The organism is Clostridium sp., from assembly GCF_047718555.1.
Classification (GTDB): Bacteria; Bacillota; Clostridia; order Clostridiales; family Clostridiaceae; genus Clostridium_I.
On sequence record NZ_JBDNRK010000007.1, the window covers coordinates 14369 to 36599 of the forward strand.

Consider the following 22231-nt stretch of genomic DNA (forward strand, 5'->3'; position numbering starts at 1 on the left):
ATTTACTTAAATATTTTAGATAGGAGAATAATTTATGAATTCGTTGATTAAAACAAAGGTAGAAAATTTTAACTTAAGATTTGCTGAAGAAAAAGACGCAGCACTAATTTTAGAATTTATTAATGGGCTTGCTCATTATGAAAACTTGACAGATGAAGTTGTTGCTACAGAAGAAATTCTCAAAGAATTTTTATTTGAAAAGAAAATGGCAGAAGTTATAATTGGAGAATACAATGGGGAATCCGTAGGATTTGCTTTGTTTTTTCACAATTTTTCTACATTTTTAGGCAGACCGGGAATATATCTAGAAGATTTATATATAAAACCTGAAATGAGGGGAAAAGGATTTGGAAAAATAATACTTTCATTTCTGGGAAAACTAGCAGTTGAAAGAAAATGTGGCAGGGTTGAATGGTCGTGTCTTGATTGGAATGAACCATCTATAAAATTTTATAAACAAATGGGAGCAGTTCCAATGGATGAGTGGACTGTATATAGGGTAACTGGCAAGAATTTAAATTCTTTAGCTTCGGAATTTTAACCTAGCAAAACATATAGTTTAATAAGAATACTATATAAATTCTATGATATACTTATTTTGACAGGTGCTAGAATAATATCTGTTTTGTAGAAGAAATATATAGTAGTGAAAGGAGTTTTTATCATGGAGTATAACTTTTTAAAAAAATACGCTAGTCTTATAGTTAAAGAGGGTATTAATATTCAAAAAGATCAAATTCTTGTTATAAATTCGCCAATAGAATGTTCAGAATTTACTAGAGAAATTTCAGAAATAGCGTATAGAGAAGGGGCTAAGGATGTAGTAGTTAGTTGGAATGATGAATTACTTGCAAAAATTAAATATTTAAATGCCCCTGAAGAAGTTTTTGAAGAATTTCCCAACTGGAGAAGAGAATTATATGTGTCTTATGCAGAGCAAGGTGCAGCATTTTTAAGTATTTCAGCTTCAGATCCAGAACTAATGAAAGATGTAAATCCAGAAAGACTTATGAAAGCCAATAAAGCTTCCAGTACCGCGCTAAGAGATTATAGGGAAAGACTTATGAGTGATAAGAATGTATGGTGTGTAGTATCTGTACCTACTAAAGCTTGGGCAAAAAAAGTATTTCCTGAGGTAAGTGAGGAATTAGCTGTAGAAAAACTTTGGAGTGCCATTTTTAAGGCCGTAAGGTCTGATGTAGAAGATCCTGTAGCTTCATGGGAAGAACATAAAAATAATTTAAAAAAGAGTATGGATTTCTTAAATGAAAATAATTTTAAATATCTTCATTATAAAAATTCTTTGGGTACAGATTTAAAAATAGAGCTGCCTGAAAATCATCTATGGTTAGGTGGGTCTTCTCATACACCTGAAAATATTGAATTCATAGCTAATATTCCCACAGAAGAGGTATTTACATTGCCTAAAAAAACTGGAGTAAATGGCACAGTGGTAAGTTCCAAGCCATTGAATTACAGGGGAAATCTAATTGAAGATTTTTCAATCACCTTTAAGGGAGGTAAAATTATAGATTTTACAGCAAAAAATGGTTATAATAGTCTGAAGAGTCTCATAGATACAGATGAAGGCAGTAAATATCTTGGAGAAGTTGCATTAGTTCCCTATGATTCGCCTATTTCAAATTCAAATATATTATTTTACAATACATTATTTGACGAAAATGCTTCCTGTCATTTAGCTATAGGTGAAGCCTATCCTGTATGCATAAAAAATGGAGAGAATATGTCAAAAGATGAACTTAAAAGTATCGGAGTTAATGATTCAATGGAGCACGTAGATTTTATGATAGGAACATCAGATCTCAGCATAATAGGTACTAAAGAAAATGGAGAAGAAATAACAGTATTTAAAAATGGAAATTTTCAGTATTAAAAAGCTATATAAATTATATATATTGATTTACAAATAGGCTTTTACAGTTAAAGACATTATGAAATTAATTTGTTAAAATTGATTTTCATAGTGTTTTTATTTTTTCTAATATAAATTAATTATTTCATATTATTAACAATTAAACATATATTGGAATTTTGAAAGAATATTGGTGAAAATATTAATAATATCTGTCAATAATGATATAATTTAAATAAAAATCTTTTAAGAAGGTGTTTTTATGTATGAATTTTTACCTATAATTTATAATTCTTCAGAGGGAAATGAAATAATTAATGATTATTATTATAATAAAGATAAAAATAATTCTAATTCCCTAGTAGTATTATTTCCGGGAGTCAATTATAGTTGTGAGAAACCTCTATTGCATTATGCAAGAAAAGCAGCAGTTATAGAGGGATATGATGTGCTGTGCGTTAGATATGGATATAAATTATCCAAGGATGATATTGGAAAAGAAATAATTAAAACTGTATCAGAGGAAGTTTTTCAGGCAATAAAAAATTGTGATAATGAAAAGTATAATAAGTTATATTTTATCAGCAAGAGTATAGGTGGGGAAGTGGCTGGTAATATTGCTGATAAAATGGGCTATCATCATGTTAAGTCACTGTATTTAACACCTACACCTAGTACTGTGCAGCACATAATTAAAACTGATTCTTACGTTATTGTAGGAACTAAAGATAAAATATTCCCAGAAGAAAATATACAATTTGTAAAAACTTATAAAAATGTTAAGTTAACATTAATTGATAATGCACAGCATTCTCTGGAGATTGATGACAATATAGAGGAGAGTATAAAAAGTTTAAGCAAAGTAGCTGGTGTTTTTAAAGAATTTCTTGGCGAAGATAAAATTAATAATTGAAGTTTGCATATTTGAATCTAATGTAACTGTAGTTTAAGCAAGAAATATCATAGAGATAATAGGTTTATTAAAGGAAAGCAATGATAAAAAATATGGATTGATTTCAAATAAAAAATGGAGAGGTGGTATATCATGTCAAAAAAATTACCAGCATTGTTTATTGGACATAGAAGTCCTATGAATGCTATATCAGATAATTCTTACACAAGAGCTTTAAAAAAAATTGCAGATGAAATTGACAGACCTGAAGCTATACTCGTAGTGTCAGCTCACTGGCAAACTAGAGGTACATATATTACCTATAAGGATGAACCAACTCAAATTTATGATTTCTACGGATTCCCCGAAGAATTATACAATATAAAATATGAGCCTAAAAATTGTGAGAAATATTCTAAAATTATATTAGAGGAATTAAAGGGAGAAAATATAAAGCCAACAAGTGAGTGGGGATTAGATCACGCCTCTTGGGCTGTGTTGATTCATATGTATCCAAAGGCAGATATACCTGTAATAGAGATGAGTTTAAATATACTTTTAGATGCAGAGGGCCATTATGAGCTAGGTAAAAAGTTGTACAAACTTAGAGAAAAGGGAATACTTGTCATAGGAAGTGGGAATATAGTTCATAATTTAATGAATTTTAAGTCTGAAATAGATGCTGAGCCATTTAAATGGGCAGTAGATTTTGATAAATATATATCAGATGCAGTAAAATATAAACAACATGATAAATTAATTAATTATAAAAGCCTTGGGAAAATTGCACAATTATCAGTACCTACGGATGAACACTATTTACCACTTTTATATACAGCAGCCATGCAATGGGAAAAAGAAGGAGCAGAGTTTGAATATGAAGGTATACAAAATGGTTCCATGTCTATGAGATGCATAAAAATAGAATAGATATTATGATAATATCAATATATCTTATAATTTATAGGTATTATTTGACATAAAGTTTACAGAAGACTATAATAAATTTAATTCCTAGGCTTTAGATATGAAAACTAAGTGTTACTTTATGAACAGGGGGAAGGAATTTTGTCAGATATTATATTAGATATGGATAAAGTTGAGAAGAGATTTGATAGTTTAAAAGTAGTTGATAATCTATCATTGAAAATTAAGGAAGGGGAGTTTTTAACACTTTTAGGTCCTAGCGGTTGTGGCAAAACTACTACCCTTAGAATGATTGCTGGTTTTGAAGCTCCAAGCAGCGGCAGTATTTTATTAGGAAATGAACACGTTGAAAATAAGCAGCCCCATGAAAGAAATGTTAATACAGTATTTCAGAACTATGCACTTTTTCCGCATATGACTGTATTTGACAATATTGCCTATAGTCTTAAAATTAAAAAGATTAATAAAAAAGAAATTGCTGAAAGAGTAAATAATATGTTAAGCCTAGTTCAACTTAATGGTTATGATAAAAGGATGCCAAGTCAATTAAGTGGTGGACAGAGACAAAGAGTTGCTATAGCAAGGGCATTAATAAACAGTCCCAAGGTTTTACTTTTAGATGAACCTTTAGGGGCCTTAGATCTTAAGCTTAGAAAGCAAATGCAGGTAGAGCTGAAAAGACTTCAAAAAAAGCTTGGTATAACTTTTGTTTATGTTACTCATGACCAGGAAGAAGCTTTAAATATGTCAGATAGAATTGCGGTAATGAATAAAGGAATAATAGAACAGGTTGGTACACCAGAAGAAATATATGAAAAACCTAAAACAAAATTTGTAGCTGGATTTATAGGCGAATCTAATTTAATTAAAGCTTATGTTGAAGAAGAGAAAAATAGCAAATTCTTTGTAAGAATTGGTGATAGTATTATGAAGGTTGAAAATATAAACAAAGATATCATCAATAAAGATGTTTATGTTTCAGTACGACCAGAAAGTGTAAAATATTCTATAGATAAAAAACCTTTTAGTCTCAAAGCTACAATAAAAGAACATGGTTATAGTGGCTCATTAATTAAAACAATTGCCACATTAATAAGTGGACAAGAAATATTAATTTATGATTATAGTAAAAAATCATTATTACCTAAAATAGGTACTGAGGTATGGCTATTTTGGGAATCTGGAGACATGACAATGGTTGCAGATGGGTAGGTGAGAAGAATATGAAAGAGAAAAAAGCAGGTATATCAAAATTAGTTACAACAATACCTATTTCACTATGGATGTTGATTTTTGTAGCAATACCACTTTTATATATAATATTTATAAGTTTTATGCAAAGGGGAACAGATGGAGGAGTTATTTATACTCCAACTATTGAGAACTATACGAGAATGGGAAGTCCATTATATTTTAAAGTATTTATGGATTCATTAATTATAGCCTTTGTTACTACATTGTTAACCTTGATATTTGGTTATCCCTTTGCATATTTTTCTTCTAAAGTACCAAAGAAATTTAACATTGTGGTATTAATAATTATAATTGTTCCCTTTTGGACTAATTCTCTTATAAGAACTTATGGCTGGATTATACTTTTAAGATCTCAGGGAATTATAAATCATTTTTTTATGTTAGCAGGAATAATTAAAGAGCCATTAGAAATGTTATATACCTATGGTGCAGTACTTATAGGTATGGTATACACTATGTTTCCATTTATGGTGCTTCCACTATATAATTCCATAGAAAAATTAGATAGAAGTTATATTGAAGCTGCAAAGGATCTAGGTGCCAGCAGATTAAAAACCTTTTGCACAATAACAATTCCACTTACCATGTCAGGTATAATAGCTGGTTGTATACTTGTATTTATACCATCTGTAGGATTGTTTTTTATACCAGATTTAATGGGAGGAAGCAGGGTAATGCTAATAGGTAATTTAATAAGAAATCAGTTCCTGGTGTCAAGAGATTGGCCTTTTGGTGCAGCACTTTCTATTGTTATGATAGTAGTTTCACTTATATTAATAGGAATATATGTAAAAATAGTAGGCAAAAAGGTTGATATGGAGGTATTCTAATGGAATCAAAAGCATTAAAAAGGCTGTCTAATATATACATATTACTTATATTTGCATTTTTATATATTCCCATAATAATTATAGTAATATATTCTTTTAATGCGTCAAAAAGTAATGCAGTATGGACAGGTTTTACCTTTGATTGGTATACAAAATTAATTAATGATGATGATGTATTAAGTGCTATACAAAATAGTTTGATAGTAGCATTTTTTAGTACAGCTCTTTCATCTATTATTGGAACTATAGGTGCCGTTGGATTGCATAAATATAAGTTTAAAGGTAAAGGTGTAGTTAATCTGTTATTATACATACCTATAGTAATACCAGAAATAATTATGGGTATCTCCTTATTAGTATATTTTTCTATGTTTCAAATGAATTTTGGTATATTTACGTTAGTACTTGCTCATACAACCTTTTGTATGCCTTTTGTTCTAATTAACGTTAAAGCAAGGCTGGCAGGTTTTGATTCATCCATTGAAGAGGCAGCTATGGATTTAGGAGCCAATGAATTTACTGTTTTTAGGACTATAACTTTACCAATAATTTTTCCAGCAGTAATATCAGGAGCTATGTTGGCTTTTGCATTGTCTTTAGATGATGTAATAATAAATTTTTTTGTAGGAGGACCAGAAAGTACTACATTACCTATAAAAATATTTTCAATGCTGAGGTTTGGTCTCTCAGGAGAAATAAATGCCATATGTACAGTAATGTTAGTTATAACTTTTTTAGTTCTAATTGTCTCACAGACTATTAAGCTAAAAGTGCAAAAATAAAGTTTTAGGAGTGATTTTCATGTCAAAGAAATTATTTAAAGTTCTCAGTATTCTACTAATATTTTTAGTAGCTATATTGTCATTTGCAGGATGTGCAAGTAAAAATTCTACTACCTCTAAAAATAGTGGAGAAAAAGTGGTAAATCTTTTCACTTGGGCAAATTATGTTCCAGATGACGTAATTAAACAATTTGAAAAACAAACTGGAATTAAGGTTAATTACAGCAATTTTTCTACTAATGAAGAAATGTTAGCAAAACTTCAAGCTGCAAAGGGCTCTCAGTATGATGTAATAATTTGTGCTGATTATATGGTACAGATTATGGGAAAACAAAAAGACCTATTAATTCAGCCTATAAATAAAGCTAATATTCCTAATTATAAGAATGTAGATTCTACTTATTTAGATCAATATTACGACAAGGGGAATAAATATTCCATACCTTATACTCTTGGAAGTGAAATGATTGTATATAATCCTGATAAGGTAAAAAAGGATATTAAGGGTGTTAAGGATTTATGGGATCCTTCACTTAAGGGTTCAGAGGTACTGCTGGATGATCCAAGATCTGTAATAGGTATGGCGCTTACAAAGCTGGGTTATAGTATAAATGAGACTGATCCTAAAAAACTTGATCAGGCAAAAGCAGAACTTAAAAACTTGAAGCAAAATGTGAAGGTATTTGATGCAGATACTCCACATAATAGCTTAATAAGTGGAGATACCTCAATAGGAGTTATGTGGGGATCACAAGCTTCAGCTGCATTAAAGGGAAATCCAAAGCTTAAAATTGTATATCCGGAAGAGGGAATGCAATTTGAAGAAGACAATTTTGTAATGCCAGTAAAAGCCCCACATAAAGAAAATGCAGAAAAATTTATTGATTTCCTACTTGACGGCAAGGTAAATAATGATATAACTAATAATATAGAGTATATAAGTACAAATACAGCAGCTAAAAAATATATGTCAAAAGAATATTTAAATAACAAAGCTGTTTATGTTCCACAGGAGGAATTCAATAAGGCCAAACATCTTGAAGATGTAGGAGATGCTACAAAGCAATACGATTTAATTTGGTCTGAATTTAAACAACAATAATTTAGGGGAAGTGAGGATATGAATATTTATGATTTAGTTATAAGCAATGGAAACATTGTAGATGTAGAACAAAAAAGGATAATAAAAGGTAATATAGGAATTTGTAAAAATAAAATATGCAAAATAACTGATAAAAATATTCAAGGTAAAATAGAAATAGATGCAAAAGGGCTCATTGTAAGTCCTGGTTTCATAGATATTCATGGCCATATTGATGGCTCTATTCCCTGTGGAAAACTTGCAGTACTTCAAGGTGTTACCACTGCTGTTGGCGGTAACTGTGGTGGTGGAATATTAGATATAGAAAAATTTTTTGATGAACAGGATGCTAGAGGATTTTTTATCAATCAAGCTCAATTAATAGGTCATTCCTTTAGACTAAGAGAGGCTGTTGGAATTACTAATCCTTATATTGCAGCAACAGAGTATCAAATTGAAGAAATGTCTAATTTGCTGAGAAAATCCTTTCAAGCTGGTGCCATAGGTCTATCTTTTGGTATTGAGTATGCACCTGGATCTTCCAAGGATGAAATTATAACTTTGAGTAAGATAGCTGAAAAATATGGTAAATTTATAGCCATACACACTAATGTAAATAATCCAAATGATTTAAGCTCTCTTGAAGACGCAATAAAAATATCGGAAATAACAGGAGCAAAGGTTTTAGTATCTCATTTTGTATATCAATATGGAACAGGTATTATGACTGAAGCACTGGAGATGATGGATAAAGCGCGAGATAGAGGATTAAAGGTTTCCGCAGACAGTGGTATGTACAGTGCTTTTTCTACTTTCATTGGTTCTACAATTTATGATGAACAGTATATGAAAAAATTCGGTTGGAAATTTGAAGATCTCTTAGTCGCTACAGGAAAGTATAAAGGAAAAAGATTAACAAGAGAGACTTATGAAGAACTTAGAAAATATTCTAAAGAGGATAGTGTAATTTGCTTCACTGGAATTGAAGATGAAATATATGAGGCTCTAGCTAAAGAATATGTTATATTATCATCTGATATAGGACCTAGTCCAACGGGACGTATAAGTGAAGGACATCCTCAAAATGCTGGTACTTTTCCAAGATTTTTTAGAAAAATGGTTAGAGAGAAAAAAATTCTTTCACTTATAGAAGCTATTGAAAAGTGTACTCTATTTCCTGCTGACAGATTAGGGCTTACTAATAAGGGGAGAATGAAAGTTGGCGCTGATGCAGATATAGTCATTTTTGATATTGATACTATAAGAGATAAAGCTCAATTTCCCGATATTGGTGAACCAGATGCTAAACCAGAAGGGGTACATTTTGTTGTTGTTAATGGTAAAATTGTAGTAAATAATGGGGAATTAATTTTAAACTCTATGCCAGGTAAATCTATAAGAGATTTACCTGCTTGTACTATATGGTAAAATATTCTCATACAATATATAATCTTTTGTCATTAAGACTATAAGTATCATGGGCAATATCTAATAAAGATAAATAATTTTATTATAATGAAGGGATTGTCTCTAGATGTATTAATATGCATAAGAGGCGTCCCTTTTTAATTAAAATATTTTAAAATATTTCAATTAAAAATTCAATGGAATAAAAATATAAAAATTACATATGCTAGTTTGAGTTGCAAGTATATAAAATTAGTGGAAGATGGGATTGATATGACATTACTTAAATGGATAGGTGTAATAGTTATAGTATTTTGGGTCCTAGGGCTGTTATTTAGAATAGGTGGGGTATTAATTAACTGGCTTCTTCTAATAGCTGCAATTGTGTTTATAATAGATTTGCTTATTGGGAAAAGATATATAAAATAATAAAAATGCTGCTGTAAAGCGGCATTTTTATTATTTAAATATACAGATTATTAGACCATATTTGTATTTTGTGATATTCTAATAATAGTATTTAAAATCAAATGGAGGGATTGTATTGGATTTTAAGCAAATAAGTGAGCTGAAAGCAGGGAATAGAATAGACAGTTTTTACGTTATAAAATCTGTTTCCAGCAGAGTTTCATCAAATAATAAAAAATTTCTTGATTTAATTGTTGGAGATAAGAGTGGAGAAATCAGTGCTAAGCTTTGGGATGCATCTACGGAAGATGAAGAATTATATAAAGAAAATAAATTAGTAAAAATAAGAGCGGCTGTAGTAGAATGGCAGAATAATCTTCAGCTAAAAATAGATAAGATAAGACTAGTAACAGAAAAAGATGGAATAGAAATTAAAGATTTTGTACCTTCAGCACCTTATGAAGCTGATGATATGTATATAGTTATGTTAGATTACATAGGGAGAATAAAAAATAAAGATATAAAAAATATTGTAAATTATATTATTGATAATGCTGGGGATAAGCTTATGAATTTTCCTGCAGCAAAAAAAAATCATCATTCCATTAGGTCTGGATTATTATATCATATAACCACTATGCTTAAAGCCGCAGAGGCTCTTAGTAAAGTGTATGTTTTTATAAATACAGATCTGCTCTATGCTGGAGTAATTCTTCATGATATGTCAAAATTAGAAGAAATGGATGCTTCAGAATTGGGAATAGTTACAACTTATACAATAGAAGGCCAGCTTTTAGGTCACATAGTTATGGGTGTTGAAAAAATAGGAGAAGCTGCAGAAAAAATAGGCGCAGATAAAGAAATTTCAATGATACTTCAGCATATGATTTTAGCTCATCATTATGAGCCAGAATATGGTAGCCCTAAAAAACCAATGTTCCCTGAAGCAGAGATGCTTCATTATTTAGATGATATGGATGCCACTATGTTTGATATGAAAAAGGCTGTGGATTCTGTTAAACCGGGGGAAGTATCTGATCCTGTATGGTCTCTAGAAAAGCGAAGAATATATAATTCAAAATTTGATAAAGAATGTATAGATTGTGAAAAGAAATAATAAAAATTTTTAAATATTAGAAATATATAATTTTATTCCGTTTAATGAATTATACAGAAAAAATTATGTTTGTGGTATAATGTGTATATTACTGACTGCAGATTGCAGTCAGTTTTTACTTTATTTATTATACAAAATAGGAAAAATAATATAAAATGAAGCTGTACATAATAGAATAGTGTAATTAAAAAGAAATTTTGGAGGAGAAAAATGAATATAAAAAAGATTTTTAAGGATTATATAATACCTATATTAGTTGCAATTATACTAGCAGTGCTCATAAGACAATTTCTATTTTTTAAGATAATGGTTCCAACAGCATCTATGTACCCAACTATAAAAGATAATGATCAGATAATAGTTACAAGAATTTATAACAGGAATAGCCTTAAAAGAGGAGACATAGTAGTATTCAAATCCATAGAACTTAAAGAAGAATTAATAAAGAGGCTTATAGGCCTTCCAAATGATACTATTAAGATTAATGAAGACGGCAGCGTATATGTTAATGGAGAAAAAATAAATCAGTCTTATGTAGTAAATAATGGGGGAAGATTTGGTACTTTCAAGGTTCCGGCAGGACATTATTTTTTCTTAGGTGATAATAGAAGTAATTCTTTGGATTCTAGGTATTGGCAAAATCCCTATATTGATTGGCATGATATAGAAGGTAAAGCTAGATTTATAGTATATCCTTTTAATAGATTCGGTGATCTTAAATAATAATTCTATATTGAACAAGTAAATATATATAGGCATTGATATCTTCATAATTATTTATCTAATCTTTTTACGGATGATTATATTTTGTAAACAATTTTACTGCATTATTTGAAAAATTAAAATTAGAACCGTCTCTATACATACTAATGTATTTTGAAACGGTTCTTTTTATTTATCATATAAAATTTAATTATTAAAATAGTGATGAATACAGTTCTCTGTATTTATATGCAGAATTCGTCCAAGAGTTATTCTGCCACATACCTCTTAAAATTAAATTGTTCCATATATCTTTTCTATTGTAAAAAAAGTACTCTGCACGTCTTATTGTATGCAGCATATCATGAGCGTTATAGCTGGCAAAAGTAAAACCATTACCTTCTCCATTACTGTCATTATAAGAGAATACAGTATCCCTAAGACCACCGGTTTCTCTTACTATAGGTACAGTACCGTATCTTAAAGAAATTAATTGTCCTATGCCGCAAGGTTCAAATAGGGAAGGCATAAGAAACATATCTGAACCAGCATATATTTTCTGAGCCAATGAATTATTAAAGGTAATGTTGGCCGATAATTTGTTTGGATATTTATATGCAAAATATTTAAACATATCTTCATAGCGTCTATCACCTGTACCTAAAACAACCATCTGAATTCCATCTTGAAGTAATTCCTCCAGAATATATGAGATTAAATCAAAGCCTTTCTGATCAACTAATCTTGAGACAATTCCTATAATAGGTACAGTGCTGTTTACAGGTAAATTTAGCATTTTTTGAAGTTCTGTTTTATTTATATATTTATTTGAATAATAGTTTTTATCGTAATGAGCAAATATGTCTTTGTCAGAAGCTGGATTATAAACATCAAAATCTATACCATTAACTATACCCCAAAAGTCCCAGCTTCTGTTTCTAAGAAGACCATCTAATCCTTCTCCATAGAAGGGAGTTTGTACTTCATAAGCATAGCTGTTACTTACAGTGGATATTTTATCAGAGAATTTAAGTCCACCTTTCATAAAAGATACACCATCGTAAAATTTTAGTGCATCCTCATGAAAGTAGCCTTCATTTAGACATAATAACTCTGATAATATATTTTTATCAAAGACACCCTGATATTTTAAATTGTGTATTGTATATACAGTTCTTATACTATTATGTCTTGGACTAAATCTGAATATATCCTTTAGTAATACTGGAATCATACCGGTTTGCCAGTCATTACAATGAATAACATTAGGAGTAAAATCACCCATATGATGAATAGCTTCAAGCACCGCTCTTGAAAAGAAAGCAAATCTTTCTGCATCGTCATAATAGCCATAGGGATTTTGCCTATAAAAATAGTATTCATTATCTATAAAATAAAAGGGAACAGAATCATGTTCTATATATTCCAAACCACAGAATTTTCCTCTCCAACCTACAGAAACATCAAAACTTTCAATATGATGCATGTTATTTTTAAAATAATCAGATATAGCCCCATATTTGGGAAGTATAACTCTAGCATCAATACCAATTTTTCTTAAAGCTTTTGGTAATGCATAGGCAACATCACCAAGACCACCTGTTTTCAGAAATGGAAAACATTCTGAAGCAGTAAATAAAATCTTCATAAGATCTACCCCTTTAATGTAGTGATTTTTTCTCTATAACTAATGGAAAATCGGTATCACCCTTTAACTCTTTATTTCTGTCAATAATATTATCTTTATCAATTATTACATTGGATAATTTTGCATTGGATTTTATGTGGCAACCTTGCATTATAATACAATTATTCACCTCTGCACCTTCGTCAATTTGTACACGTCTTGAAAGTACACTATTGGTAACATTTCCTTTAATAAGGCACCCATTTGCAATAAGAGAATTTGATACATTTGCAGTACTAAAATGCTTAGTAGGGGATTCATCCATTATTTTTGTATAAATAAGGCCATTATTAAAGAACAATTCTTTGCTTACATCTAAATTCAACATGTCCATATTTGCCTTGTAATAGGAATTAATGGAATTTATATTGGATAAATATCCTTTAAATTCATAAGCATTTACATTTAAGTCAGCTATATTGTTGTAAATGCAATCTTTTAAATCAGCCCAATAGCCTGTTTTTATACAATTATTAAGTATATTAATTAAAGTGTCTTTATCTAAAATAAAGGTTTCCATAGATATGTTTTCATAGCCATCAGAAATTAAATTTTTTCTATTATACAATTCTGTAACTTTTATATTTTTCCCAACACTTATTACGGAATTATCATTATTTATATTTAGAATATTACAATTTCTAAAATAATTATTGCTGGATTTTACCTTCTTGTAAATGATAGTTATATCCTTACCAGATTCTTCATGCAATTTTGCTGCTTCTTGGTAGTCTATATTACAAATCATAGAAGAAGAGCATAGTATAACCTTATCTTGCTTACTTCTATAAATATATTCCATGTTATTTTTTATCATTTCTACATCACTTAAATAAGAGTTTCTTTCTCCAAAATTGAAGATAAAAAGCCCATTAATTTTTCTATCTAAATCCCATGGTTTTCCAGAGCCTATATGGTCAATTAAAGATCTTGCTTTACTCTGAGTGAATATTCCCACGTTTCTAATACCAGAATTTATAAGGTTCGATAATACAAAATCAATGATTCTATATCTTCCAGCTACAGGAATTGAAGCAATTAGTCTGTTTTTTGTAAGACTTTTAATGTTATCCTCATTTTCATTCAAATTTAGTATACCCATGTAATTAGAAAGCATTTTATACACCTCTTTTTTTAATTATACTGCTGCACTTTCTTTTACTTTATTTCCTTCAGCTATTACGGTTATTTCATCTGTATTATCGATTACACAGCCATTTGATATTATAGCATTACTCCCTATAATTGCTCTTCTAATAGTTACATTATCACCTATAATGGCATTTGGCATCACAATAGAATCGTATATGGTAGAATTCTTACCTATATGCACACCAGGGAAGAGTACAGAATTATTAACTTCACCAAGTATTACACAGCCTTCAACTACAAGTGAGCTTTTAACTAATGCATCAGAACCTATATATTGAGGGGGTCTTGTTGGATTAACAGAATAAATTCTCCAATCTGGATCATGCAGATTCAATTCATTATTATCATTAATCATATCCATGTTTGATTGCCAAAAGCTATCTATAGTACCAACATCTTTCCAATATCCACTAAATGGATATGCAAAAAGTTTTTTCCCACTTAAAAGCATCCTAGGGATTATGTTTTTACCAAAGTCATTACTAGATTTTTCATCTAATTCATCCTCATGAAGAAGTCTTTTTAAAGTTTTCCAATTAAAAATATAAATTCCCATAGAAGCTAAATTGTTTTTAGGTATTTTAGGCTTTTCTTCAAATTCAAAAATCTCATTGTTTTCTTTTGTATTCATTATTCCAAATCTACTGGCTTCATTTAAAGGAACTTCAAAAACAGCAATAGTTGCATCTGCATTTTTTTCTTTATGGAACTCAAGCATTTTTGAATAATCCATTTTGTAAATGTGATCTCCGGATAGAATGATTACATATTCTGGTTCGTAGGAGTCAATAAAACCCCTATTTTGATAAATGGCATTTGCAGTTCCCTTGTACCAATTACCACCATTTTCTTTCATATACGGTGGTAAAAGAAAAACTCCACCATTTGATCTGTCTAGATCCCAAGGACTACCTATACCAATATGATTATTTAATATAAGTGGCCTATATTGTGTTAATACTCCAACGGTGTCAATACCTGAATTTGAACAATTACTTAAAGTAAAGTCTATAATCCTGTATTTACCGCCAAATGGAACCGCAGGTTTTGCTGTTTTTTTAGTAAGAATCCCCAATCTACTGCCCTGTCCACCTGCTAGAATCATTGCAATCATTTCTTTCTTTGACATCTTGTACCCCCCCATTATAAGCAAATTTTTAAGAATTAATTGAATAAATAACATATTTATCTATATATATATTACCTTATTTTGTGAAAAAAGGCACTACTAAAAAATATAAATTTTGTGAATTAATAAAAATTTTTTTTGTTGCGAATTATAATTAGTCATAGATCATATAATTATAATTGCCCATAATTTTCAAATGTTAAAATTGCATAAATAAATATTACTCTTGAATTATAAAAAAGTTATTGATTAGAGAATAAAAACTTATTGATTACGAAAAATATATAATGGAGGTGTTTATAATGTCAAAACGTTCAATGGCCAAAACTTCACCAGATAAGGTTAAACTCTATGATGACAGAAATCCTGAAAATAAAGATGTTCAATCAATACAAACTAATGAATTAAATGAATCCGCTTACGCTTTTGGAAAAACTACTGCAGAAAATTTTAAAAATCCTATAACTAGATAATATATAACAAAAAATCGAAGTAAATATTACTTCGATTTTTTTACCTGTTTTTGTAAAAAAAATAAATGATTAAAAAATTCAAATATTATTATTAAGCTGGAAATAAATAAAGTAGGAAAAACAGCTATATGGGAGTCATTAAAAATATATTGAGATAAATATATAAGTAAAAAGGCTGCTATATAATCAATGCCAGTATTTATCCAGAGGGTTCCTTTTTTTAGTATAATAGTTTCTAGCATGTGGGACAAAAGAGCTAGTAGTAAACCAATTATAATAGGTTCATAGGCATTAGAATAATCTATACCAGACAATATTATATTGGAAATCAATAAAGCGGCTGGATAGAGGATAAGTTTATTTATTAATCTTATCAATAAGAAACCTCCTTCCTAACTTTAGTTATTTCCATATTGTACTTTTTTATTCCTTAGTTTATTTCGAGAAAGTTTCGATTGGATAGCATAATTTTTTAGAAATATTATTTTCGTATGATAAATTAAGAAAAAAAGGGTAGAAATAATAATCATTATTATATAAAGAATGATATATACTGCTATCAAAATAATTATTTTCTGTAGTGTCGATTTTATTTGATATATCATGATCTGCAGAAGTTGTATTCACTATATTGTACATTTGTTGCCTCCTTAAAATTGGGATATATTAATAGAATATGAATACATTACTAATAGAGTGCTATATTCTAGAATAAATTGTACTAAAATCAAATAAAAATTAGTAGATAAAATACATAAATTTTTTTTTATTGCTAATAATATTTTTGTCTTAAAAAAAGGAGGAATGTTCAATGCATAGTCACAATGATAGTATTGGATGTACAGTTACTGAGTGTAAGTACAATGATAGAACAGATAATTACTGTACTCTACAAAAAATTGAAGTTGTAAAACATGAATCTGTGGCAAAAACAACAGAGTGCACAGATTGCGGCAGTTTTGAAAAATTAAGCTAACACAAAAATCAATAAAGTAAAAATTAATGGAGTAATATTAAAATTTTAATATTGCGCCATTAATTTTTTGTTAGTATATTTTATTAACGAATATTATATAGCTATTTATCATTTTTTGTATGGCAGAATATATTAAAGTTTTTCACTAAATTTGGATTAGAACTAATAAAGTCAACGAAATTTTTAAGATATATAAGTGTATCATTACTAATGGTATGCTCAATTTTTTCTGTTTGCTCCAGAATATTATGAGAAATTCCAAGTAATTTTAAAAATTTTTCTATAGTATTGTGCCTGTCTAGAAGAAAGTTGCCCAGTCTTTTCCCTTTTTCAGTTAATGTTATCATGCCATAGCGCTCATAATTTATTAATGTATATTCTGAAAGCTTTTGCACCATTTTTGTAGCAGAAGGTGGCTGAACATTTAAGGCATTTGCTAGATCATGAATTCTAGTGAACTTTGTTTCTGAAGAAAGTCTATATATCATTTCAAGATAATCTTCCATAGAGGCTGTAAGCTTATCTTCCTCTTTTTTCATATATTCGTTAAATGTGTGGAAACTTTCTTTTGACATATTCACACCTACCTGAGAATTAACTTATTTAATAAATTATATACATAATATTTATTTTAAAGAACAGAAGGCAGCACAAAATCTTTTTTAGAATTATATAATAAGTTGCAATTAAAATTGTTTATTTAATAAATAAAATTTATTTAGAATCTGCTTAAATGAAATTAATATAATTTATTGTAATATATTAAAAATAAAAGGATTTTGTGCAACCTAAAATTATTTCGCTACATATTAGTTGGATTTTTCATTTCCTTTCTTTTCATTTCTTTTGCCCGTAAATTTGCCTTTTCAGCGGAAATAGTAATTATTATTTCACCAACGGAAATCATAAAATTTCCTATAACAGCTAATTCTTCAATACTTTTGTTTTTGGAAAGAGCAGTTGCTACGATACTTATAAGCAGAGAAATATCTTCTGGATCAAATGAATTAAAATCTTCCATAATGCTATACCTCTTTAATTGCATTAAAGTGTTTATATATCAATGAATCTTACTCAGTGGGAGTTTGTATTCCTACTGAGTTTAGATGAATTATCCAGGGACGTGCCGATGTTATCTCCACCTTTAGAAGGTGGAGTGTTACAGCGGCTAGTCATCGGATAAAAATTTTTTTATAATACTTGCTTAGATACTACTATTATTATATGCATAACTTTCTTAATGTACAATTTTGTTTAGTTATCTGAAAATAAATAACAATATAAAGTTGCTAGGTTTATAATCCAACGCACTTTCGTAACTATCTAGTCATTTCTTTAAAAATGCTTTATAATAATTATTATTAAGAAAAACTAATGGAATAAGGAATAAGGCGGTCGTAAGATAACTGAGTGAACTCATTTCAGCAAGCTGAAACATCGGTAAATCAGGTGGGGAGTCTACCCCACCTGATTGGAAAATCCCACCTTCGCTTCGCTTAGAGGCGGAGGTCTGAACCTTTCAGTCAGGAAAAGATCAATATAATATGTCAATAACAAAAATGGAAATTGTAGTAAAATGTTTAAAAGGTAGGTGATTTTATGAATATATATTCATGGAATGTTAATGGGTTAAGGGCAGTAAGCAAAAAAGGTTTTTTTGAATTTGTTAATAGTGAAAATCCAGATATATTGTGTATACAGGAGACTAAGCTTCAACTAGACAATCTAAGTGAGGAAATTAAAAATATAAATGGATATTATTCATATTTTTCCTGTGCAGAAAAAAAGGGATACAGTGGTGTGGCAACTTATACTAAGGAAAAACCTATTTCTGTAAAGCATGGTATAGGAATAGAAAAATTTGATAGTGAAGGAAGAATACTGATTACAGAATTTACAGATTTTATATTGTTTAATATATACTTTCCAAATGGACAGAAGGATGAAGAAAGACTTAAATATAAATTAGACTTTTATGATGCTATATTGGATTATTTGAATAAGCTCAAAGCTGAAAATAAAAAACTTATTATATGTGGGGATTATAATACTGCCCATAATGAAATAGATATTAAGAACGCAAAAGCAAATGAAAAATATTCAGGTTTTTTACCGATAGAACGTGCTTGGATTGATAAATTTATTTCACAAGGGTACGCTGATACATTTAGGTCAATACATAAAGATGTAGTTAAATACTCTTGGTGGAGCTATCGCTTTAAGGCTAGAGAAAGAAATGCAGGCTGGAGAATCGATTATTTTTTTGTTACTGAAAATTTAATGAAAAATATAAAAAGTGCAGAAATATTAAATGAGGTTATGGGGTCAGATCATTGCCCTGTTACAATATACTTGGATATATAGAAGAACATTTAGTTGATAACATAGAATGGAAGTTATAGGCAGTTTAGAGATGAGAATTAAGAGCTGATTAAGATTTTTGCCATTAAGAAAAAATTAGTTAAAAATTATTGTATCTTAGGCAAAATTCCCCATACTCTTAATTCTCAGTTATTAATTATTACTTAAAGAAGTATTATTTTAAATTTGTTCCATCTTTACTTTGAGTAATAAGTCCTTGTTTCATAAGTCCACCTAAGGCATTTTTAAAGTAATTCTTGCTTTGATGAAATACTTTTTTTATGTCCTCAGGAGAACTTTTATCATTGTAAGGCATAAATCCATCATGATTTTTCAGATATTCTAGAATTGTGTCTTCAAGAGATAGCCTTTCATCTTTGGGAGTCTTTCTTGGAGTTAGGGACATTTTTCCGTCTTCAAAATGTCTTTTAACTCTTAATTTTAAAACTTCTCCAGGTATAATTCTTGAAAAATACTCATTTTTAAGAATTACTCCTCTATATTTATTCTCAATAGCTACCATAGCACTGCCATTTGTTTGAAAGCCGTATACGGTTCCCTCTACATCATTTCCAACTAGATAATCCTCTGTGTTTTCCAAATATTCATCTATAAAAGTAGTGGCTGCCAATCTATTGGTTTTATCTACATATATATAGAATAAATATTTGTTTTCTGGAACAAGTAAGTAATTCTGTTCTTTTATAGGGACAAATAAATCTCTTTCAAGTCCAAAATCTATAAAAGCACCTATTTTAGTCACAGAAACAACTTTTAAATAAGCTAATTGGAAAGCAGTAGCATAAGGTTCTTTTAAAGTAGCAACAAGTCTATCTTTAGAATCACGATAAATAAAAGCATTTACACTATCACCAATGTTAATTTGTTTATCAGTACAATTACCTTTTGGAAGTAGAATATCGTCGTTTGTAGTATCTGTTTTTGCATCTAGAAAATATCCAAAAGAAGATTGTCTTATTACTTCTAATTTATTAAATTTACCTATTTCAATCATAAATTGAATTTCCTCCTTGAAATAACTATGAAAATTAAATAAGGTTATGTTATGATTAACTTTCATAGACTTTATCTAATAACATGTTTCTTCATTTTATCACATTTTAATAAATTATGTTATAAGTATTTTAATAATTAAAATGATATAGCTAAACTAAAAATATTTTAAGCAATTGTCTTATTTTATTAATAGTTAATGTAATATTGCCACTATATTAGAGGCAAAGTGAATAAATATGAAATAAATTATGATAGTATTTTACAATCTAAATTATTCCCATTAATATTGACATTATGTTATAATGACTTGATGATTGAAAAATATTTAATACAAAAATTAAGTATTTTATTTTCAGTAAAATAAAAAATTTTTTGATAAGGATGGTTGGTATTTTAATGATAGTTGCAAATAATGTAAGCCTTAGTTATGGTGGTAGAAAATTATTTGAAGATGTAAATATAAAATTTACTCCTGGCAATTGTTATGGAGTAATTGGAGCAAATGGAGCTGGAAAATCCACATTTTTAAAGATATTGTCCGGGGAAATAGAACCTAATACAGGGGATGTTAGTATGTCTCCGGAGGATAGACTTGCAGTATTAAAACAGGATCACTTTCAATTTGATGAGTTTGAGGTTTTAAAAACTGTTATCATGGGTCATTCTAAACTGTACAATATCATGGTAGAAAAAGATGCTATATATGCAAAGCCAGACTTTTCAGATGAAGATGGAATAAAGGCATCGGAACTGGAAGGTGAATTTGCAGAATTGAATGGTTGGGAAGCAGAGTCAGAGGCAGCTACTCTTTTAATGGGGCTAGGAATACCTGTAGAAGACCATTCTAAGAATATGAGTGAATTAAGTGGTGCAGAAAAGGTAAGAGTATTACTAGCCCAAGCTTTGTTTGGCCATCCTGATATTTTGCTTTTAGATGAGCCTACAAACCATTTAGATATGCAGTCTATAAATTGGCTTGAGGAATTCTTAATAAATTTTGAAGGTACAGTTATTGTAGTATCCCATGATAGACATTTTTTAAATAGTGTTTGTACTCATATGGCAGATGTGGATTTTGGTAAAATACAATTGTATGTAGGAAACTATGATTTCTGGTATGAATCCAGTCAGCTGGCATTACAGATGGCAAAGGATCAAAATAAAAAGAAGGAAGAAAAGATGAAAGAGCTGCAAACTTTCATTGCAAGGTTTAGTTCAAATGCATCTAAAGCAAAACAAGCTACTTCAAGAAAAAAATTACTGGATAAAATAACTTTAGAGGACATAAAACCTTCTACGAGAAAATATCCATTTGTTGGCTTTAAACCTGAGAGAGAAGCTGGAAATGATATTCTAACTGTAGAGAATATAAGTGCCACAGTGGATGGTGTAAAAGTGCTGGATAATGTTAGCTTCATAGTTAATAAAGGTGACAAAATTGCTTTTGCTGGTGAAAGCGAAATAGCTAAAACTACACTGTTTAAAATATTGATGGGAGAGATAGAACCAGATAGTGGTTCCTTTAAATTTGGAGTTACTATTACCACTTCTTATTTCCCAAAAGATAATTCAAAATATTTTAATGAAGTAGATTTAAGTTTAGTTGATTGGCTAAGACAATTTTCAGAGGAAAAATCTGAAAGTTTTATTAGAGGATTTTTGGGTAGAATGCTTTTCTCTGGGGAAGAGGCACTTAAAAAAGCAAATGTGCTTTCAGGAGGAGAAAAAGTTAGATGTATGCTGTCAAAGATGATGCTTAGTGGAGCAAACTTAATTATTCTTGATGAACCTACAAATCATCTTGATCTAGAATCAATTACAGCATTAAACAACGGACTTATTGATTATAAAAGTGAATTGCTATTTGTTTCCCATGATCATCAATTTATAGAGACAATTGCTAATAGAATTATAGAGATTACGCCGAAGGGAATAATAGACAGAAAGATGACCTTTGACGAATATTCAACAAGTGATGATATAAAGAAACTTTCTGCAGAATTAAATTCTTAATAGTGGGAAAGGGCGAACTAACTATAAAGATTGATTAAGATAATAAATAATAAATGGTAATTTTGCTCATTAACTAGTGAAAGCTTTTCACCCGGTTGGCGCGGTGAAAAAGTGAAAGATTGCCGCAGGGGCGTCAAGGTGAAAGATTTA

At 29.4% G+C, this 22231-nt stretch carries 24 protein-coding genes; 16 read left to right on the top strand and 8 right to left on the bottom strand.

Going from position 1 to position 22231, the window contains the following annotated elements; all coding sequences use genetic code 11:
* Window positions 1-34 precede the first annotated feature (34 nt).
* The 12 genes from ABF633_RS04455 (at window position 35) to lepB (ending at window position 11294) form a co-directional block, all read left to right on the top strand.
* Window positions 35-541, top strand: a complete 507-nt coding sequence (locus tag ABF633_RS04455; protein ID WP_415522416.1) for a GNAT family N-acetyltransferase — start codon at window positions 35-37, stop codon at window positions 539-541.
* A 123-nt stretch (window positions 542-664) separates the two neighbouring features.
* Window positions 665-1894 (top strand): aminopeptidase, encoded by a 1230-nt coding sequence (locus ABF633_RS04460; RefSeq protein WP_415522417.1) that lies wholly within the window; start codon window positions 665-667, stop codon window positions 1892-1894.
* Between the two features lie 241 nt (window positions 1895-2135).
* Window positions 2136-2786: an alpha/beta hydrolase gene (locus tag ABF633_RS04465; RefSeq protein ID WP_415522418.1), complete on the top strand. Its 651-nt coding sequence runs from the start codon at window positions 2136-2138 to the stop codon at window positions 2784-2786.
* A gap of 132 nt (window positions 2787-2918) precedes the next feature.
* Entirely contained in the window at window positions 2919-3695 is a 777-nt protein-coding gene (ygiD, locus tag ABF633_RS04470; protein WP_415522420.1) for a 4,5-DOPA dioxygenase extradiol, read from the top strand.
* Between the two features lie 138 nt (window positions 3696-3833).
* Complete coding sequence (locus ABF633_RS04475) at window positions 3834-4904, top strand: ABC transporter ATP-binding protein (protein ID WP_415522422.1); 1071 nt, start codon at window positions 3834-3836, stop codon at window positions 4902-4904.
* Window positions 4905-4915: 11 nt separating this feature from the next.
* Window positions 4916-5776, top strand: coding sequence for an ABC transporter permease (locus tag ABF633_RS04480; RefSeq protein ID WP_415522424.1), 861 nt, complete (start codon window positions 4916-4918; stop codon window positions 5774-5776).
* On the top strand, window positions 5776-6558 hold the full coding sequence (locus ABF633_RS04485; protein WP_415522426.1) for an ABC transporter permease: 783 nt from the start codon (window positions 5776-5778) through the stop codon (window positions 6556-6558). The genes ABF633_RS04480 and ABF633_RS04485 overlap by 1 nt, the downstream gene beginning before the upstream one ends.
* A gap of 19 nt (window positions 6559-6577) precedes the next feature.
* Entirely contained in the window at window positions 6578-7660 is a 1083-nt protein-coding gene (locus ABF633_RS04490; protein WP_415522428.1) for a spermidine/putrescine ABC transporter substrate-binding protein, read from the top strand.
* Window positions 7661-7678: 18 nt separating this feature from the next.
* Window positions 7679-9067 carry an N-acyl-D-amino-acid deacylase family protein gene (locus tag ABF633_RS04495; RefSeq protein WP_415522430.1) on the top strand — a complete coding sequence of 463 codons (1389 nt, stop codon included), beginning with the start codon at window positions 7679-7681 and terminating at the stop codon, window positions 9065-9067.
* 252 nt (window positions 9068-9319) lie between these two features.
* Window positions 9320-9475, top strand: coding sequence for a lmo0937 family membrane protein (locus tag ABF633_RS04500; protein WP_415522432.1), 156 nt, complete (start codon window positions 9320-9322; stop codon window positions 9473-9475).
* 115 nt (window positions 9476-9590) lie between these two features.
* Entirely contained in the window at window positions 9591-10571 is a 981-nt protein-coding gene (locus ABF633_RS04505) for a 3'-5' exoribonuclease YhaM family protein (protein ID WP_415522434.1), read from the top strand.
* Window positions 10572-10781: 210 nt separating this feature from the next.
* On the top strand, window positions 10782-11294 hold the full coding sequence (gene lepB / locus ABF633_RS04510; protein WP_415522436.1) for a signal peptidase I: 513 nt from the start codon (window positions 10782-10784) through the stop codon (window positions 11292-11294).
* A gap of 193 nt (window positions 11295-11487) precedes the next feature.
* Here the strand turns inward: lepB and glgA are convergent, their stop codons facing one another.
* From glgA to ABF633_RS04525, 3 genes are read right to left on the bottom strand one after another with little or no spacing between them, the layout of a single operon-like run.
* The gene (glgA, locus tag ABF633_RS04515; protein WP_415522438.1) at window positions 11488-12921 is read right to left on the bottom strand and encodes a glycogen synthase GlgA; all 1434 of its coding nucleotides are present in this window, start codon (window positions 12919-12921) and stop codon (window positions 11488-11490) included.
* 13 nt (window positions 12922-12934) lie between these two features.
* Window positions 12935-14077 (bottom strand): glucose-1-phosphate adenylyltransferase subunit GlgD, encoded by a 1143-nt coding sequence (gene glgD / locus ABF633_RS04520; protein ID WP_415522440.1) that lies wholly within the window; start codon window positions 14075-14077, stop codon window positions 12935-12937.
* Between the two features lie 21 nt (window positions 14078-14098).
* Window positions 14099-15241, bottom strand: coding sequence for a glucose-1-phosphate adenylyltransferase (locus ABF633_RS04525; protein WP_415522442.1), 1143 nt, complete (start codon window positions 15239-15241; stop codon window positions 14099-14101).
* 302 nt (window positions 15242-15543) lie between these two features.
* Here ABF633_RS04525 and ABF633_RS04530 point away from each other — a divergent pair, with 302 nt between their 5' ends.
* Window positions 15544-15714, top strand: a complete 171-nt coding sequence (locus tag ABF633_RS04530) for a hypothetical protein (RefSeq protein WP_415522444.1) — start codon at window positions 15544-15546, stop codon at window positions 15712-15714.
* Between the two features lie 26 nt (window positions 15715-15740).
* Here the strand turns inward: ABF633_RS04530 and ABF633_RS04535 are convergent, their stop codons facing one another.
* Window positions 15741-16091 (bottom strand): DUF2512 family protein, encoded by a 351-nt coding sequence (locus tag ABF633_RS04535; protein WP_415522446.1) that lies wholly within the window; start codon window positions 16089-16091, stop codon window positions 15741-15743.
* Window positions 16092-16149: 58 nt separating this feature from the next.
* A complete protein-coding gene (locus ABF633_RS04540) occupies window positions 16150-16353 on the bottom strand; it encodes a hypothetical protein (RefSeq protein ID WP_415522448.1) in 204 nt (67 codons plus the stop codon).
* A 172-nt stretch (window positions 16354-16525) separates the two neighbouring features.
* Between ABF633_RS04540 and ABF633_RS04545 the strand changes: the two genes are divergently transcribed.
* Window positions 16526-16690, top strand: a complete 165-nt coding sequence (locus ABF633_RS04545; protein WP_415522450.1) for a DUF1540 domain-containing protein — start codon at window positions 16526-16528, stop codon at window positions 16688-16690.
* 101 nt (window positions 16691-16791) lie between these two features.
* Here the strand turns inward: ABF633_RS04545 and ABF633_RS04550 are convergent, their stop codons facing one another.
* Complete coding sequence (locus tag ABF633_RS04550; RefSeq protein WP_415522452.1) at window positions 16792-17265, bottom strand: metal-dependent transcriptional regulator; 474 nt, start codon at window positions 17263-17265, stop codon at window positions 16792-16794.
* Window positions 17266-17492: 227 nt separating this feature from the next.
* Complete coding sequence (locus ABF633_RS04555) at window positions 17493-17711, bottom strand: hypothetical protein (RefSeq protein WP_415522454.1); 219 nt, start codon at window positions 17709-17711, stop codon at window positions 17493-17495.
* Window positions 17712-18289: 578 nt separating this feature from the next.
* Between ABF633_RS04555 and ABF633_RS04560 the strand changes: the two genes are divergently transcribed.
* A complete protein-coding gene (locus ABF633_RS04560) occupies window positions 18290-19054 on the top strand; it encodes an exodeoxyribonuclease III (RefSeq protein ID WP_415522456.1) in 765 nt (254 codons plus the stop codon).
* Between the two features lie 172 nt (window positions 19055-19226).
* Here the strand turns inward: ABF633_RS04560 and ABF633_RS04565 are convergent, their stop codons facing one another.
* Window positions 19227-20066, bottom strand: a complete 840-nt coding sequence (locus ABF633_RS04565) for a S1 RNA-binding domain-containing protein (protein WP_415522458.1) — start codon at window positions 20064-20066, stop codon at window positions 19227-19229.
* 398 nt (window positions 20067-20464) lie between these two features.
* On the opposite strand from ABF633_RS04565, the gene ABF633_RS04570 reads away from it, so the two are divergent.
* A complete protein-coding gene (locus tag ABF633_RS04570) occupies window positions 20465-22081 on the top strand; it encodes an ABC-F family ATP-binding cassette domain-containing protein (RefSeq protein WP_415522459.1) in 1617 nt (538 codons plus the stop codon).
* Window positions 22082-22231 lie beyond the last annotated feature (150 nt).